The following is a 15,156-nucleotide window of genomic DNA, read 5'->3' on the forward strand; positions in this document are numbered from 1 at the left end:
TCCGATCAGGGTGACGATTTCACCCTCCTCCACCGTGAGCGACAAGCCCTTCAGAGCATGGATGTGACCGTAATAGGTGTGGATGTCCATGACTTCAAGCAGAGGCATTGATTGTCCCTCCGGCCTGTCCCGCTGCGCCCTTGCCCAGATAGGCTTCGATGACCCTGGGATTATTGCGGATTTCGCCTGGCAGTCCTTCGGCAATCTTGGAGCCATACTCGAGCACCGAGATGCGATCCGAGATACTCATCACCATGGCCATATCGTGCTCGATCAGTACGATGGTCAGGCCCAGCTCATCGCGCAGCTTACGCACCCGCACCTTAAGGTCTTCGGTCTCCTGTTCGTTCATGCCCGCGGCAGGTTCGTCCAGAAACAGCAATTTGGGTTCCAGGGCCATCGCGCGAGCGATCTCGAGTCTGCGTTGTTCGCCGTATGAAAGCCCCGAGGCCAGATCTTCGGCCCGCTTTTCCAGGTTCATGTAGACCAGCAGTTCCATGGCCCGCTCTTTGGCCTTCTTTTCCGAAGCATGAAAACCAGGGGTGTAAAACAGCGCATCGAAATAGGTCTGGCGGGTCAGGCTGTGGTGTCCCACCAGCACGTTTTCCAGAACCGTCATGGCTTTGAACAGACGGATGTTTTGAAAGGTGCGCCCAATGCCAGTGCGGGCTACTTTGTCCGGTGAAAAACCGGTAATGACCTTGCCAAAAAACACCACCCGGCCCGTATCGGGTTTGTAGATACCGGTCAGCAGATTGAAGAAGGTGGTTTTGCCCGCACCGTTGGGGCCGATCACTGAAAAAATTTCTTTGGGTCGCACCTGCAAGCTGACATCGTTTACGGCCACCAACCCGCCAAACTTCTTGGTGGCATTTTGTACATCCAGGGCCAGGCCGCTCATATGCGACTCCCTTCTTTTGCTTCCTCACGGGCTTCCTGTAGCTCTACTCGGTGCCTTTTCTCAGGAATTAATCCCTCGGGCCTATAAATCATCATCAAAATCAGAATCAGGCCAAACACCATCCGCTCGTATTTGGCTGGATTAAGCTGGGGGGGGAGGTTGGACATGTTATATCCCAGAATGCTGACCCCAGTCTGGCGCCAGGTATTGAGCAGGTCAGAAAAGTCTTTCAGGATGCCCAGGTTCAGCACCGTTACGGCAGCGGCCCCTACCACCGCCCCACCTATCGAGCCCATCCCGCCCAGAATTACAAAGGCCAGGATAGCGATAGAGGCTTGCAAGGTGAAGGACTCAGGGCTAACAAAGGTCTGTTTGGCCGCAAAAACCGCTCCCATGATGCCTGAGAAGGCTGCACCGGTAGCAAAAGCCAGCAGTTTGGTGGCCAACAATGGAATGCCCATGGCCTTGGCGGCAATTTCGTCCTCGCGGATGGCAACCCAGGCCCGCCCAAAGCGTGAGTTGGCCAGCCGAAGGTTGGTCAGAAGAACGATACCGATGACCACGAGTACCAGCAAATAGAAGAAGAAAGCGTAGGCAATGGCATCATCTATGGGCCTGCCATAGATGCGCTCGGCCCCTATAGCCCTGAGAAAGTCGGCCAGGATGCCCACATCGGGCCGATTGACCGGGGTGATGCCCTGGGGGCCGTTGGTAATGTTGAGGGGTTTGTCGAGGTTATTGGCGAGAATACGCACCACCTCGCCCAGACCCAGTGTCACCAGAGCCAGATAATCACCGCGCAAACGCAAGGCCGGGAGGCCAATTAGCACCCCAGTAATGGCTGCGGTGATGATGGCCAGAGCCATGAACAGGTATAAGAAGTTGCCCTCCAACCCCTGGGCGGGAAAGCCGCCGATAAACTGGGCTGCCTGCGGGGAGCCAAAAATCCCCCAGGTGTAGGCACCAACGGCAAAAAAGGCAGCAAAACCCAGATCCAGCAGTCCAGCCTGCCCCACTACCAGGTTCAAACCCAGGGCCAGGGCAGCAAAAATGCCTATCTGGATCCCCAGTTCAAACAAAAAAGAGTTGCTGAGACCAGCAAGCGGGATGGCAATCAGCAGGATGGAAGCCCCCAGTGCAATTCGCACCAGCCGGGTTAAGTTGGGTAACAAGAAACTCGCAATCAAGACTGCCAGCAGTAAATAAAATGCGATTTTGTCCTCATTGTTGGCCCGGAGCATTAACGTTAGCGTCAGTGCAAGCAAGGCCAACAGCCCCGAGCGCCATGGGGTAGGCAGCCTGAGGGCCAGCACCGCCGCAACCGCCAGAACCAGCAAGGCATTGAACCAGCCACCCGAAATAACCGGTTGACCCAGCAGTGCGAACAGTACGCCCAGTCCTGAGACGGCGCTCAAGCTGATGGAGAGGGGAAGTGCCATTGCATTGAGCGTATTCATACTTTCTCACTCACGTTTTGTCCAAACAAGCCCTGGGGCCGGAACAACAACAACAGCACCAGGGTCAGGAAGGCAAACACATCCTTGTACTCGGTACCGAAGTTGCCATTGGTCAGAAAAGGCAGGTAGGTACCTGAAAGGGTTTCTAGCTGCCCTAAGACGAGCCCTCCGACCATAGCCCCTGGAATATTCCCGATGCCCCCGAGCACGGCGGCAATAAATGCTTTGAGCCCTGGCAACACCCCCGAGTAAGGAGTCACATTGGTATATAGCAAGCCAAACAAAACCCCTGCCACCCCGCCCAAGGCTCCGCCAATGAGGAAAGTACGAGAGATAATGGTATCGGCATTAATTCCCATCAATGCGGCAGTCTGCATGTCTTGTGAGACGGCCCGAATGGCCTTGCCCAGCTTGGTGCGATTGACCAGATAAGTCAATCCGATCAACATCAGGATCGAGACCGCAATTAAGACAATGCCTTTGACCTGGATGGTAGTCTGCATGGGCAGCATAAAAACTGCATTCAGGGCATCGTAAGTGCGGTACTGCATGTTGAACTCGTTGTGCCGGAGTGCGGCATAAATACGGGTCAGGTCTTGCAATAAGAAGGATACACCGATGGCAGTAATCATTGGCACCAGGATGTTTTTTGTTCCACGCCGTCGCAACGGTCGGTAGGCCAGGCGCTCTATCAGTACGGCCACAATTCCCGAACCCGTCATGGCGACCATAATGGCTGCTAGCAGCAGTAAAAATGGATTAGAAATTACCGGAGCCTCCGGGTTGCCCCAGAATCGAAAGACCTCGAGGCCTATCACCGCTCCGATCATGAAGACCTCGGAGTGTGCAAAGTTAATCAACCCCAGCACCCCGTACACCATGGTGTAGCCCAGCGCTACCATGGCGTACACAAAGCCTAGAAGCAGCCCCTCGAGGATGGTTTGAGGCAGAATTGACAAAAGATCGGCAACCGTCAAGTAAGTCCTCCTGGCCTATGATTATACGGATGTACGTATATAGTATCACCTTATCAGGTACATCTTTGTTAAGCTTTAGCCTGCCAGAGTATATCGGTTGCCGCTTGAGCTGACAACGGGGAACCGTATCAGCAGTAACACAAGCGATAACCCTGCCCCTGGGTTGCGTCGCGGACAAGCCACAGGTTCCTAATAACTGGAAAAAACCCCCACCTTGGCGGGGGTTTTCATAGGATGCGCTGGTCTACTGGCGAGCAGCCGGGGGAGCGAACTGAATTACCCGCAGCACTTCGCCGGGGTAGCGGGCTTCCCTCAGGCTGATGATGTAGTAGTCAGAAAGTTTGCGGTCACCCTTGCTATCAAACTCGATGCGGCCGGTCAGACCATCCATCCTGACTTCGCGCACGGCGCGGGCTACCTGTTCGCGGGTAGGCTTGCGCCCATTGTTGGCCCGAATGGAGGCCTCGATGGCGGTGAGGATTACGTTGGCAGCATCAAAGGCGTACACGGCGTAGGCTTCGGCGTCACGACCGAACTTGGCCTTGTAGCGTTGCGCGAAGGCAGCAGCTCGTGGCAGGGTGCTGATAGGGCCAGCAGTGGTGGTGAACAGCACACCCTTGGAAGCGCTGCCTGCAATCTTCACAAGGTCGGAGGCATCCAGGCCATCACCCCCCATAAAGGTTGCAGTAATGCCACGCTCACGCATTTGCTTAACCAGCACGCCGCCCTTATCGTAGATGCCGCCATAGTAGACCAGATCGGGTCGCAGGGCACGCATCTGGAGAATTAAGGGCTGGAAGTTGGAGGCTTCCTCGGTGCCTACCAGGGCTACCACATTGGCTCCCAGTTCACGGGCGCGGGCAGCAAAAGCCTCGGCCAGACCCTGGCCGTAGGGGGTCTTGTCGTGGACGACAAAGAGCCGGCTGCGGCGCAGTACGCGCACGGCATACTCTGCACCCACCGGGCCCTGGATGTCATCGCGTCCGCAGATGCGGTTGACGTTCAACAGACCGCGATCGGTCACCCGGGGGTTGGTGTTGGCCGGGGAGACCATCACCAGGTTGGTGTCTTTGTAGATTTCGGAAGCCGCAATTGCCACGCCGGAGTTAAGGTGCCCTACGATACCCAGCAGGTCTGCATCGTTGACGATACGCCGAGCCACCGCCACGCCCACATCGGGGGTCGCCTGGTCATCCTGGGGGGCAAACTGGAGCTGGAAGCCAAGCTGCTGGAAACGGGCTTGAGCGTCCTCAATGGCGATCTGCGCTCCTTGCGCGATGGCCGTACCCAGACCCGATTGAGGCCCCGATAAGGGTGAGACCGAAGCGATCTTGATGACGTTGGGCTGAGCCGAGGCCACACCCAAGGCCAATACGCCCAGCGCTATAGTTGCGAATCTTTTCATACCAACTTCCTCCGGAACAACCTGGTTTAGCCATTGAAAGGCTGGACTATTCTACACAAACCAGGCCGAGGTGTGTCAATGCGGGTCAGCATATTTGTCTTCCGGCCAGTATGAGGGTACCCAATTTTGCTTAGACTGCAGCCTTAAACTCAAGACACGATTGTGCTTTTTGAACCCTGGAATGGCACCGATAAGCCTGAAATAATTTTGAAACAACGCATCCACCTTTGGGTGGAGCAGGGTCGGGAGGAAGTAGAGCCATGGCAACAGGAGTTGACTGCCCAGGCGCGATCAGTATTCAGCCAGGTACTGATCCAGTTCCCACTGGTGAACAGCGATCCGGTACGAGTCCCACTCGACGCGTTTGGCGTTTAAGAAATCCTTGTAGACCTGTTCTCCCAGGGCATTGCGAACAACCCGGTCTTTTTGCAGGGCTTCCAGTGCCTCGCGCAAGGTTCCGGGTATTTCACTGACCCGGTACTTTCGTCTATCTCGAACCGAAAGTTCGTACACATCGCGTTCGATTGGAGGTGGGGGGGTCAGACTGCTCTCGAGACCCTCGAGGCCCGCACCCAGAATAACCGCCAGGGCCAGATAAGGGTTGCAGGAGGGGTCGGGAAAGCGAAATTCTGCGCGTGTGCTGGCCCCGCGTCTGCTCGGAACCCGGATCATGGCGCTACGATGTGAAACCGACCAGGCCACGCTGGTGGGGGCTTCGTAGCCGGGGGTCAAGCGCTTGTAGGAGTTGACCAGCGGGTTGGTGATGGCGGCCATGCCCTCGGCGTGGTCGAAGAGGCCGGCAATAAACTGCAGGGCGGTTTTGGAAAGCTGGTGTGGCCAGACCTCGAGCCTCCCCTTGGGCTCAAAAAAAGCATTCTGTCCATTTTTGAAAAGCGAAAGATGAAAGTGAAGACCTGAGCCATTGGTTCCGGCAATGGGCTTGGGCATGAAAGTGGCATGCAGCCCATGATTGATAGCGACACGCTTGGCTACAAACTTGAAGGTGGTGAGATTGTCGGCGGTGCTGAGTGCGTCGGCATACTTGAAATCAATCTCGTGTTGTCCGGGGGCCCCTTCGTGATGGGCGGCCTCGATCTGTAGGCCCATCCTGACCAGTATATCCACCATGTCACGCCGGGCTTCTTCGCCCTTGTCGGTGGGGGCCAGATCAAAGTAGCCTGTGCGGTCATTGGTGTGGGTGGTGGGGCTGTTGTCTGGACTGCGGTGGAACAGAAAAAACTCGACCTCGGTACCCACAACAAAGTTGTCGAAGCCTTTTTTCTGGGCTCGCTCGATTTGCCGCTTGAGCACCTGCCTGGGGTCGCCCTCAAAGGGCTTGCCATCAGGATAAGCAATATCGCAGATTAAGCGGGCTACAGTTCCTCTGGTGGTGGGCTCGAGATCCCTAGGGTAGATCACAAAAGTGCTGTAATCCGGCTTCAGGAGCATGTCTGACTCTTCGACCTCGTTGCGGCCAAAGCCCTCGATGGAAGAGCCATCAAACATAATTTCGCCGTCCAGCGCCTTCTCGAACTGGGTAACGGGGAGTTCCACCACCTTGTTGATGCCCAGAATATCGGTGAACTGCAAGCGCATGAAGCGCACCTGGTGGTCTTTGAGTTCTTGCAGAATGTCCTGCCTGGTTCGTGCCATGGGTACAGCATACCGGTAGCGTTAAGGCTTTTGACAGGCGTATTGCTGCTTGATGAGTTGATTTGCTCGTTCATCCGAAAACAGGATGGAGGGTCTAGCTCGAGCGAAACCGAAAACAGCGATGCTGGTGTATGCTGCTCGAGCGTGATGTGGATTTGATCCAGATTAAGAGAATTTGGGTTCCATCTCAGTCAAGCGCTGTGCCAGGCCACTATTATTGGGCCGTTTGAGGTGCTGTCCACAACAGAGTCAGGAGGAAGCATGAAAAGAACCGGGTTGGTAATGGTAGCTACGTTGGGAATCGGCAGTCTGGCCCTGGCAGATGGCTTTTCTATCACCGCAAACCTGCAGTTTTTGCCTCAGTTCGGACTGGTGGGCGGGCAGTTCACCACCCCATACCGCAGCTACCGAGGCACCGCGGTCAACTATACCTTCAACCTGACCGACAACATCGTGGCTGGAGCCAGCCTGCGCCCAGGCTTTTTCGCTGGACAGTTTGTGCTGGCAAGCCGCGCTGGGCTGGTAGGGGTTGCAAAACTGAATGAATCGAACACGGGTTATGTGGAAGGCGCGATCCGCTTCGGCACGAACCAGATCATTCAGCCAGGCCCTTTTAGCTTCGACTTTGATGCGGGCGGGGAAATCTTTATCACCCAGCGCGTTTCGGATATGGTGGTACTGTATGGGGGCGCGGGCCTGGACGCTACCTTGTTGCTAAGCCCGACCGTTTCGCTGAGTGCTGCGGCCAATGCCTATACCGGTCTGAGGCTCGAGTTGACCCGCAGTCTCGATGCCTATCTGGAAGGGGGCCTGCGGTATCCTTTTGGGCTCGGTCTGGGTTATGACGTGACTGCCTCCCTCTATTACACCATCGTGCGTGGCCTGCGGCTGGGGTTGTATGGGGGCTACGTGAACCAGAGCGGCGCAGCAGGTGCCTGGAAGCTGGGCATCGCGGGTGAATGGACGGAAAAACCTGAAACCCTGGGAACGCCCGGCAACTACCTGCCCTGAAACCCTCTTCGCGACAATTGTCCTTTGTGGCCTCCCGCATGGGAGGCATTTTGAATTCAAAGTCAGGCTGGTGGCAGTCAAGCCCAGTGTACGGCTTGATACTGTGATGGCAACCTTACAAGTTCGCTTGTTGACCCTACGGGTTTGACCAAACCAATGCTTCTTTCAGATGCCGCTCCACTGATTGCCAGTGGCAGTGCTGGAACCGATAAAAAGGAGTGCTCGGAGGGCACACTCGCAATGAGGGAGTATACGATGAGCCTGAAGGCATCCCTAATGCGAAGCGATGGTACTGGATGCTACCGCTGAGCCATGCGGTAGACGGTTCCCCGGTGGTCAATCACATACAACTCGCCCGCAGCATCCTCACCAAAGGAGCTGATGTTCATATCGGTTCTGAGGATTTCCCGGCTCTGCCAGCGGTCGCCCTGGAGAGTAGCGGCCCAGATGCGCCCACTCACGTAATCGGCGTAGAAGTAGGTGCCGCGAAATGCAGGCATGGCGCGGCCCCGGTAGCGGTAGCCGCCGGTGATGGAGCGGCCCTGGTCGTGGGTATAGGTCAGCACCGGCAGCACCAGGCCCTCGCGGTTACAGTCTTGCGGTGGGTTAAAGCAGCGGTCGCCCTCCATGATACGCCAGCCATAGTTCTCGCCCCCCCTGCTACTGGCGGACTGGAAGTGTACCTCCTCGACGGCGTTCTGGCCCACATCGGCAATCCACAGGTCGCCGGTCTGGCGGTCGAAGCTGAAACGCCAGGGGTTGCGCCAGCCATAAGACCAGATTTCGCTGCGGCGGCCTCCCAGCAGGGGGTTGTCGGCTGGAATCGCATAGGCTCGGTTGCCTTCGCTACGATTTACGTCAATGCGTAGTATCTTGCCCAACAAGGTGTCGAGTCGCTGCCCGGCGTTGATGGGGTCGCCCCCGGCCCCGCCATCGCCCATACCGATGTAAAGCAGGTTGTCCGGGCCGAAGGCGATCATGCCGCCGTTGTGGTTGGCATAGGGCTGTTCGATGGTGAGCAGAATCTGGGCGGAGCCTGTTTCGGCGCGGTTGCCACTGGCGCGGTAGCGGGCAATTACGGTGCTGCCGTTGCGGTTGGTGTAGTTGATGAAGAATAAGTTGTTCTGTCGAAAATTGGGATGGAAGGCCAGCCCTAACAAACCCCGTTCTCCACAACAAGAAACCAGGTTTGCGACATCCAGGAAAGGTTCGGCTACAAGCCGCCCTTCATGTAGAATCCGGATGGTGCCAGCTTGCTCGACGATGAACAGTCGTCCGGTATCGTCGGGCGCGTAGGTCAGAAACAGCGGGCGACTCAGGTTGCTGGCTACTGGAACCAGGCTGATGGTTTGGGCATTTGCCAGGCTTAACAGGAATATTGCAGACCAAATAATTGTGTGCATAAAGCCAGTCTAGCCGGATGAAGCCTGAATCCTGTGTGTCCAGGTTACAAGTTACCCGGCCGGAGCCGCAGGATCTGACCCTGGTCGGTGGAAATGTAGATGAACCCATCCGGCCCCACCGTGAGGTCGCGCAGGCGGCCATACTGGTTGTTGATCAGGATTTCTTCCCTGAGTATTTGTTCACCCCTGAGTTCCAACCGATACAGCCGCCCGGTTCTCAGGGTCACAAAAAACAAATTTCCTTTCCACTGGGGGAAGGCCCTGCCCGTGTAAAAAATGAGATTGCTGGGGGCGATGGTGGGTTCGTTGCCGCCGGCGTACTCGCGCACGGCGGGCTGGTAGCTCTCGCGCAGATCGCCCCCGGTGCAGTTGAAGGTAATGTTGTCGGCAGCGACTGACAGCACCGTGCCAGCAGGCTGGGTTCCGCTGCAACGAGGCCAGCCGTAGTTTTTGCCCTTTCGTATGATGTTTAACTCGTCGCGGGTGTTGGGCCCGTGCTCGGTAGACCACAGCAGGCCGGTGCCGGGCTGAAAGGCCAGCCCCTGGGGGTTGCGGTGGCCCAGCGTCCAGATAGCCCTGGCGGCTCCGGTGGTCTGGCTGTAGAACGGGTTGTCGGTGGGAATGCTGCCATCCGGGTTGAGGCGGAAAATTTTCCCTGACAGTAGTTTCAGGCTCTGGGCCTTGGCGGCGAAGCCGAACTCACCCGGAATGTTGGAGGGGGCGTCGCCGGCATCGCCCATCGAAACGTAGAGCTTGCCATCCGGCCCCCAGACCACCCGGCAGCCATTGTGGTTCCACCAGCCCAGCATATCGTCGAGTAAAACTTTCTCGCCCTCGAGCCGGTGGCCGGAAATTGTGAAACTCGAGACCCGGTTACGCCGGTTGTTAGGAGCCTGTATTCCATCCTTCCAGTACGAGTAGCAGATGAAGAGGCGGTTGTTCTGGGCAAAGCTGGGGTCGAGCTCGAGGCCCATCACCCCGCCCTCGCCCTCGTCGCGCACCGCGGCACTGCCCGGAAAGCTGGTAACCCTGCCAGTTCGTAAATCCAGCGCACTCACCGCAACGGTGTCTCGGTCTCGCTGGGTAAAAAACAGGCGTCCATCGGGGGCGAACTTCAGGCTCCAGGGCACGCCTAAGTTGCGGGCAACTTCTTCGACACGGAAGATGGGGGTGTTCTGTGCCAGTGCCAGACTGAAAAGCAGGAGCAGGGCAATCAAATACATGGAGGTATTCTAGGCAGTAGTCCATGAGTGATGAGTGGATAACCTATGGAACTGCTTGAGTTTACGCCGGTTATGCAAGCATGATGCCTGGAGCGGAAAAGTGTAACGGTTGGAGCTGCAAAGCGACCCAGAGCTGGTCTCCTGTACACCCTAAGCGACCCTTTGTCGCCTTATGCCGCGATGCAGCACTGGGATTAACCGGTTGAACTGGCAGATCAGTTTTGCGGAACCAGCCGCAAAATTCGCCCCGAATCCGTAGAGATATAGATCAGACCATCTGGCCCAGTGGCGATATCGCGCAAGCGGCCAAAACCAGGATTGGGGCCGCTACTGTTATCAATCAAGATTTCCTCCTGGGCCACCGACTCCCCATTCAAAACCAGCCGGTATAGTCTCCCAGTTCTAAGGGTGACAAAGAACAGGTTGTTGCGCCATCCGGTAAAGACGTTGCCGGTATAAAACATCATGTCGCTGGGTGCGATGGTGTCGCTGGCGGTGTACTGCTTGATGGCGGGCTGGTAGTTGGTCACGCTGGGGCAGGGATCGGTGCCCATACAGGTGGGCCAGCCGTAGTTTCTGCCGCGCTTGATGACATTAAGCTCATCCTTCACGGCAGGTCCATGCTCGGTAGACCACAGCAGTCCAGTGCCGGGCTGGAAGGCCAGACCCTGGGAGTTGCGCAGGCCCAGCACCCAGGTTGCCCTTGCGCTACCCGTGGTCTGGTTGAAAAACGGATTGTCGGTGGGAATGCTGCCATCCGGGTTGATGCGGAAGATTTTACCGGCCAGCGCAGACAGGTCTTGTGCAGTTGATTCAACGGCGGCATCCCCCATCGAAACGTACAGTTTGCCATCGGGCCCCCAGACCACCCGGCAGCCGTTGTGGTTAGAGGCACCAAGCATGTTATCCAGCAAAATCAATTCGTTGGTCAAAGAACTGCCAGAAATCTCGAAGCGGGAAAGCCGGTTGCGGCGGTTTCCATTGAGCCAGACCGAGTAGCATACGTAGACCCGATTGTTGCCGGCGAAGCTGGGGTCGAGTTCCATACCCAGAATGCCGCCCTCACCTTCGTCTCTCACCGCCGAGGTTCCGTTGAAGTGGGTTACGGCCCCGGTGCTCAGATTGAGGGCACTTACGCGAATCTGGCCCAAATCGCGGTTGGTGAAGAGCAGGCGGCCATCGGGAGCGAAGTTGATGCTCCAGAGAGCACCTCCCAGCCCGCTTTTGACTTCCTCTACCCGGAAGCTGACGGGGCCGGGGGGCGGGTCGATGGGCTGACAACCGACGAGGCCGAGGGTTAGTATGGCAAGTATCGAAACAAGTCTCATGGCATCTCCTGGGTGGGGTTGGGCTAGGTGAGGTCGAACGCACTCGAGCCTAAGCCAAACTCTATTTGAACTTCTGAGTGCTGTCTGAACCTGTCTTGAACTTTGTATACCGGAGCCGCCTGATGGATGATTGACATCTAGCAGATATAGAATGGCATGGAAGTACAGCAGAGGAGGAATCATGCGCCGTAGAGATGTACTGAAAGCAGGTCTGGTTGGTGGGGCAACCCTGGCAGGATGGAGCAAGGCCCAAACCCCAGCGGGCAACTTCACCATGACGGTCGTCCACATCAACGACACCCACGCCCGCCTCGAGCCCACCGGTGGCCTGACCCTGGGCGGGCAACCAAACCAGCGCCTGGGGGGTTTTGCAAGGGTGATCTCTTTTTTTGACCGGATGCGGGGCACCGTCACCAATCCGTTGTTTTTGCATGCGGGGGACGTGTTCCAGGGAACCCTCTACTTCAACCAGTACCAGGGGCTGGCCGACCGCTTCTTCCTGCACCGTATGGGCATTCGGGCCATGGCTCCCGGCAACCACGAGTACAACCTGGGGCCAGAAGGGCTGGCGAACTTTCTAAATGGAGTGCGCTTCCCGGTGGTCTCGGCCAACACCGATGTCTCGAGGGAACCCCGGCTGGCCGGGCGCATCCGGCCCTACACGGTGGTCAGTGTAGGCGGCCAGCGGGTCGGCATCATTGGCCTGACCACCCCCGATACCAATATCCTCTCGAGCCCCGGCCCCAATGTGCGGTTCACCGACCCGGTTCCGGCTACCCAGCAAGCCGTGGTCGAACTGCTGGCCCGGGGCGTGCGGAACATCGTGGTGCTCTCACACCTGGGCTACCTGCAAGACCAGGAGCTGGCCCGCCGGGTGACGGGGGTACAGGTAATTGTGGGAGGGCATAGCCACACCCTGCTGGGTCAGACCCCCTTCCCCGAGTTGCGTCCAGGTGGGGCTTACCCCACGGTGGTCAAGAACCCCGAAAATAAGGATGTGCTGGTGGTGCAGGCCTGGGAGTGGGCCAAGGTGGTGGGCCGCTTACAGGTTACCTTCAACCCCCAGGGCGAACTGGTGGCCCATCAGGGCCAGGTCATTCCAATGGCAGCCAACCTGCCCGAGGATCGCTTCGCACTGGACGCCATTACGGCCTACGGCCTGCCGATTGCTGCCCTGCGGGCGCAGGTGATTTCCAGGGCAGCCGTAGCCCTCAACGGCGAGCGCAACGATGTGCGCCGCCGCGAGACCAACCTGGCCAACCTGATCGCCGACGCCATGCTGTGGAAGTCCCGCCAGGCCGGGGCCACCATCGCGCTGCAAAACGGCGGGGGCATCCGCACTAGCATCCCGGCAGGAAACATTACGGTGGGGCAGGTTAACGAGGTGCTGCCCTTTGGCAACACCCTGACGGTGCTCGAGCTGCGGGGCAGCGAGATCCTGGCTGCTCTGGAAAACGGGGTCTCTCAGTGGGAGGCCATTGCCGGGCGTTTCCTTTCCGGGGTGGCGGGTATCCGCTACACCTTCGACATGGGCCGTCCGGCGGGTAGCCGAGTGACCCAGGCCCAGGTTCAGACCCCCACCGGGTTCCAACCCCTCGACCCCAACGCCACCTACCGTATCGTCACCAACAGCTTTACTGCTGGGGGCGGCGACGGCTTTGCCTCGTTCCGCGATGCCAGGGGCTTCCGCGCCGATACCGGCTTTAGCGACGCCGAGGTTCTGATTGAGTACCTGCGTACCCAGCCCTCCTGGGAGCCGCGCCTCGAGAACCGCATCACCATCCAGAACGAGCCTCGTAGCCAGCGCTGGGAAGGGCCGTTCTACTCAGACAGATTCTTGCGGGTGGGGGTTTAGCGCTCTGCTATTTCACTGGGCTTGTAGTTGTCCAGCATGCGGTGGAGGTCATGAACAGAAACGAAGCCAAGAAAGTCCTCGAGGAGCAGCTGCAGCGGTTTGGCGGTGGGAGCTATTTGGAACTATTCTCGCAGGCCATGGCGCAGCGGGTAGAGACTTACGAGGTGCTCGGCGAAAGCGGTGTCCGGTATCAAGTCGAGGTACAGTTCCTTTGGGATCGGCAGCCCGGGGGTACCATCAGGGTGATGGGAAGCATAGATGACCAGCGCTTTAGCAGCCTGGTTCCACTAACCGACTGTTTGCTGATGGGGCCACCAGAGTCTGATGTACAGAAATAAGCCGTACAGCAGCGCGGTGCCTGTACGGCTTGGTCAACAGAAGGGAGTGGGTTTCAGGAAGTGTTCTGCTAGGCCGCTTCTTTGGAAAGGCGCTCGAGGCCCCCTGGGTTTTCCAGCACCAGCTTGCCGTAGCCCGAGCGAATATAACCCTCGCGGGTCAGTTCACCAATCACCTTGGTAACGGTCTCGCGCACCGAACCCACTGCCGAGGCAATCTCGTCGTGGGTGGCTTTGACCCCCACCCGTCCGTTCTTCTCGGTATAGGCCACGGGAGTACGGGAAAGATCCAGCAGGGTTGCGGCGATGCGGTTTTTGAGGCGCTGACCGGAGATGCGCTGGATGGTCTGGTAAGTTTGGGCCAGGGCCTTAACCAACCCTTGCACCAGGCTGGCCATTTCCTGTGCGGATAGCCCGGCAGGGGCCAGGGCATCCACCCTGGTCTCGGTGACTGCCTCGGCAAAGTAAGTACGCTCGGCAGCCGAAATTACCTCTTCGCCAAAATACTCACCAGGACGCACAAAACGCAGGGTTAGGGCATTGCCTTCGTCGTCTACGCTCTGGAGCCGCACCAGACCCTCCCGTACCCGGTAGAGTTGATCTTTTGAGCTGGGCAGTCCGGGATAGAGAATAATCTCACCAGGATCGAAGGTTATGGTATCTAGGATGCTGGTTTGCATTTTTATATCACTCCTCAAAGCTGACTATAGCAGTCCTACCTGATTTTGTAAACATTCGTGTTGATTTATTTGAAGTGAGTGAGGACACATTTGGAAAGATGTGTGATGGGGGTAGCTAAAGGTTCATACGTAGGGAGGAGTCCGGTTGGATGTGGCGATTGTATGAGGTTTGTCCCGTTTCGGTTTGAATGCGTCACGAGTCCGATACAGGGGTTTCCCGACCTGGCTCGAGCGTTAGTTGCTGGTGATCGGCTTCCTTCTTCAAGGTTGCTGCTTTTACCACCAACCCCTACCACCAACCCCGCCGCTTCATCCACCAGGCCAGCCCACCCGCAATAAGTAGCATCCCACCCCAGAAAAACCAGCGGCCATAAGGCCACTGGTACTCGGTAAAGGCATCAAAATTGGTACCATAAATTCCGGCCCAGAGCGTCATGGGTAAAAAAAGAACCGACATAACCGTGAGGGCCTGTACCACCCGGTTGAGCTGGTTGTTCTGGGCTGACAGGTGAACTTCAAGCACATTGGATAGTTCGTCTCGGGCTGCGTCCAGGCCCTCGTAGACCCGGCCCATGCGGTCGGTAAGGTCGCGAAAGAGGTAGGCATCGGCTCCAAGCTCGGGTAGCCGCTCGAGGTGCAGCAAAGCCTCGCGGGCCTGCGATACCAGGCGGCGAATGCGAAGTACCTCACGCCGGGCAGCAAAGACCCGTCGGGGGATTTCGGGGGAGTTGTTCGGGTTCATGGCCAGCTCTTCCAGATCCTCCACCCGATCCGTGAGAGCCTCCACGTAGTCGAAAAAAGTCTCCACGCCTCGATCCACCAGCCGCTGCCAGAGCCAGATGGAACTGCCGCCCCGGAAGCTGTTCCAGGCCTGCTCGAGGTAGTCCACAGGCTCGTTGCGATAGCTGAGCAAGACCTGAGACTCGGG

13 protein-coding genes and 1 pseudogene are annotated in these 15,156 nt (G+C 57.6%); 3 read left to right on the top strand and 11 right to left on the bottom strand.

The window, feature by feature from the left end; all coding sequences use genetic code 11:
• The 6 genes and pseudogenes from Q0288_RS18020 to glnA all read right to left on the bottom strand — a co-directional run.
• Nucleotides 1–108 (bottom strand): annotated as a pseudogene (locus Q0288_RS18020) (ABC transporter ATP-binding protein); the annotation flags it as partial.
• Nucleotides 95–901, bottom strand: coding sequence for an ABC transporter ATP-binding protein (locus Q0288_RS01590; RefSeq protein WP_299426134.1), 807 nt, complete (start codon nucleotides 899–901; stop codon nucleotides 95–97). The pseudogene Q0288_RS18020 and the gene Q0288_RS01590, both read right to left, overlap by 14 nt.
• Nucleotides 898–2,316: a branched-chain amino acid ABC transporter permease gene (locus Q0288_RS01595; protein ID WP_299426170.1), complete on the bottom strand. Its 1,419-nt coding sequence runs from the start codon at nucleotides 2,314–2,316 to the stop codon at nucleotides 898–900. Before Q0288_RS01595 ends, Q0288_RS01590 begins: the two co-directional genes overlap by 4 nt.
• A 38-nt stretch (nucleotides 2,317–2,354) precedes the next feature.
• Complete coding sequence (locus Q0288_RS01600; protein ID WP_299426137.1) at nucleotides 2,355–3,335, bottom strand: branched-chain amino acid ABC transporter permease; 981 nt, start codon at nucleotides 3,333–3,335, stop codon at nucleotides 2,355–2,357.
• Nucleotides 3,336–3,579: 244 nt separating this feature from the next.
• A complete protein-coding gene (locus Q0288_RS01605) occupies nucleotides 3,580–4,740 on the bottom strand; it encodes a branched-chain amino acid ABC transporter substrate-binding protein (protein ID WP_299426140.1) in 1,161 nt (386 codons plus the stop codon).
• Nucleotides 4,741–5,031: 291 nt separating this feature from the next.
• The gene (glnA, locus tag Q0288_RS01610) at nucleotides 5,032–6,393 is read right to left on the bottom strand and encodes a type I glutamate--ammonia ligase (RefSeq protein ID WP_299426143.1); all 1,362 of its coding nucleotides are present in this window, start codon (nucleotides 6,391–6,393) and stop codon (nucleotides 5,032–5,034) included.
• 261 nt (nucleotides 6,394–6,654) lie between these two features.
• Here glnA and Q0288_RS01615 point away from each other — a divergent pair, with 261 nt between their 5' ends.
• On the top strand, nucleotides 6,655–7,404 hold the full coding sequence (locus tag Q0288_RS01615; protein WP_299426146.1) for a hypothetical protein: 750 nt from the start codon (nucleotides 6,655–6,657) through the stop codon (nucleotides 7,402–7,404).
• Nucleotides 7,405–7,703: 299 nt separating this feature from the next.
• Here the strand turns inward: Q0288_RS01615 and Q0288_RS01620 are convergent, their stop codons facing one another.
• From Q0288_RS01620 to Q0288_RS01630, 3 genes are all read right to left on the bottom strand, one after another.
• Nucleotides 7,704–8,807 carry a PQQ-dependent sugar dehydrogenase gene (locus tag Q0288_RS01620; protein ID WP_299426149.1) on the bottom strand — a complete coding sequence of 368 codons (1,104 nt, stop codon included), beginning with the start codon at nucleotides 8,805–8,807 and terminating at the stop codon, nucleotides 7,704–7,706.
• Nucleotides 8,808–8,851: 44 nt separating this feature from the next.
• Nucleotides 8,852–10,030 carry a PQQ-dependent sugar dehydrogenase gene (locus Q0288_RS01625; RefSeq protein ID WP_299426152.1) on the bottom strand — a complete coding sequence of 393 codons (1,179 nt, stop codon included), beginning with the start codon at nucleotides 10,028–10,030 and terminating at the stop codon, nucleotides 8,852–8,854.
• A gap of 215 nt (nucleotides 10,031–10,245) precedes the next feature.
• Nucleotides 10,246–11,358 (bottom strand): PQQ-dependent sugar dehydrogenase, encoded by a 1,113-nt coding sequence (locus tag Q0288_RS01630; protein ID WP_299426155.1) that lies wholly within the window; start codon nucleotides 11,356–11,358, stop codon nucleotides 10,246–10,248.
• Nucleotides 11,359–11,539: 181 nt separating this feature from the next.
• On the opposite strand from Q0288_RS01630, the gene Q0288_RS01635 reads away from it, so the two are divergent.
• Both Q0288_RS01635 and Q0288_RS01640 read left to right on the top strand, forming a co-directional pair.
• Entirely contained in the window at nucleotides 11,540–13,213 is a 1,674-nt protein-coding gene (locus Q0288_RS01635; protein ID WP_299426158.1) for a 5'-nucleotidase C-terminal domain-containing protein, read from the top strand.
• A 50-nt stretch (nucleotides 13,214–13,263) separates the two neighbouring features.
• Nucleotides 13,264–13,551, top strand: a complete 288-nt coding sequence (locus Q0288_RS01640) for a hypothetical protein (RefSeq protein WP_299426161.1) — start codon at nucleotides 13,264–13,266, stop codon at nucleotides 13,549–13,551.
• A 68-nt stretch (nucleotides 13,552–13,619) separates the two neighbouring features.
• On the opposite strand, the gene Q0288_RS01645 is transcribed toward Q0288_RS01640, so the two are convergent.
• Nucleotides 13,620–14,228, bottom strand: a complete 609-nt coding sequence (locus tag Q0288_RS01645) for a helix-turn-helix domain-containing protein (protein ID WP_299426164.1) — start codon at nucleotides 14,226–14,228, stop codon at nucleotides 13,620–13,622.
• A 289-nt stretch (nucleotides 14,229–14,517) separates the two neighbouring features.
• On the bottom strand, nucleotides 14,518–15,156 hold a 639-nt coding region (locus tag Q0288_RS01650; RefSeq protein WP_299426167.1), incomplete at its 5' end, for a magnesium transporter CorA family protein.

This window comes from uncultured Meiothermus sp. (genome assembly GCF_937863175.1).
In the GTDB taxonomy this organism is placed as follows: Bacteria; Deinococcota; Deinococci; order Deinococcales; family Thermaceae; genus Meiothermus.

Bases quoted from the DNA above. Each gene is read 5' to 3' on its own strand.
- Q0288_RS01615 (WP_299426146.1), top strand. From the start codon at position 6,655: ATGAAAAGAACCGGGTTGGTAATGGTAGCTACGTTGGGAATCGGCAGT.
- Q0288_RS01645 (WP_299426164.1), bottom strand. From the start codon at position 14,228: ATGCAAACCAGCATCCTAGATACCATAACCTTCGATCCTGGTGAGATT.
- Q0288_RS01630 (WP_299426155.1), bottom strand. From the start codon at position 11,358: ATGAGACTTGTTTCGATACTTGCCATACTAACCCTCGGCCTCGTCGGT.
- Q0288_RS01605 (WP_299426140.1), bottom strand. From the start codon at position 4,740: ATGAAAAGATTCGCAACTATAGCGCTGGGCGTATTGGCCTTGGGTGTG.
- Q0288_RS01620 (WP_299426149.1), bottom strand. From the start codon at position 8,807: ATGCACACAATTATTTGGTCTGCAATATTCCTGTTAAGCCTGGCAAAT.
- Q0288_RS01635 (WP_299426158.1), top strand. From the start codon at position 11,540: ATGCGCCGTAGAGATGTACTGAAAGCAGGTCTGGTTGGTGGGGCAACC.
- Q0288_RS01640 (WP_299426161.1), top strand. From the start codon at position 13,264: ATGAACAGAAACGAAGCCAAGAAAGTCCTCGAGGAGCAGCTGCAGCGG.
- Q0288_RS01590 (WP_299426134.1), bottom strand. From the start codon at position 901: ATGAGCGGCCTGGCCCTGGATGTACAAAATGCCACCAAGAAGTTTGGC.
- glnA (WP_299426143.1), bottom strand. From the start codon at position 6,393: ATGGCACGAACCAGGCAGGACATTCTGCAAGAACTCAAAGACCACCAG.
- Q0288_RS01625 (WP_299426152.1), bottom strand. From the start codon at position 10,030: ATGTATTTGATTGCCCTGCTCCTGCTTTTCAGTCTGGCACTGGCACAG.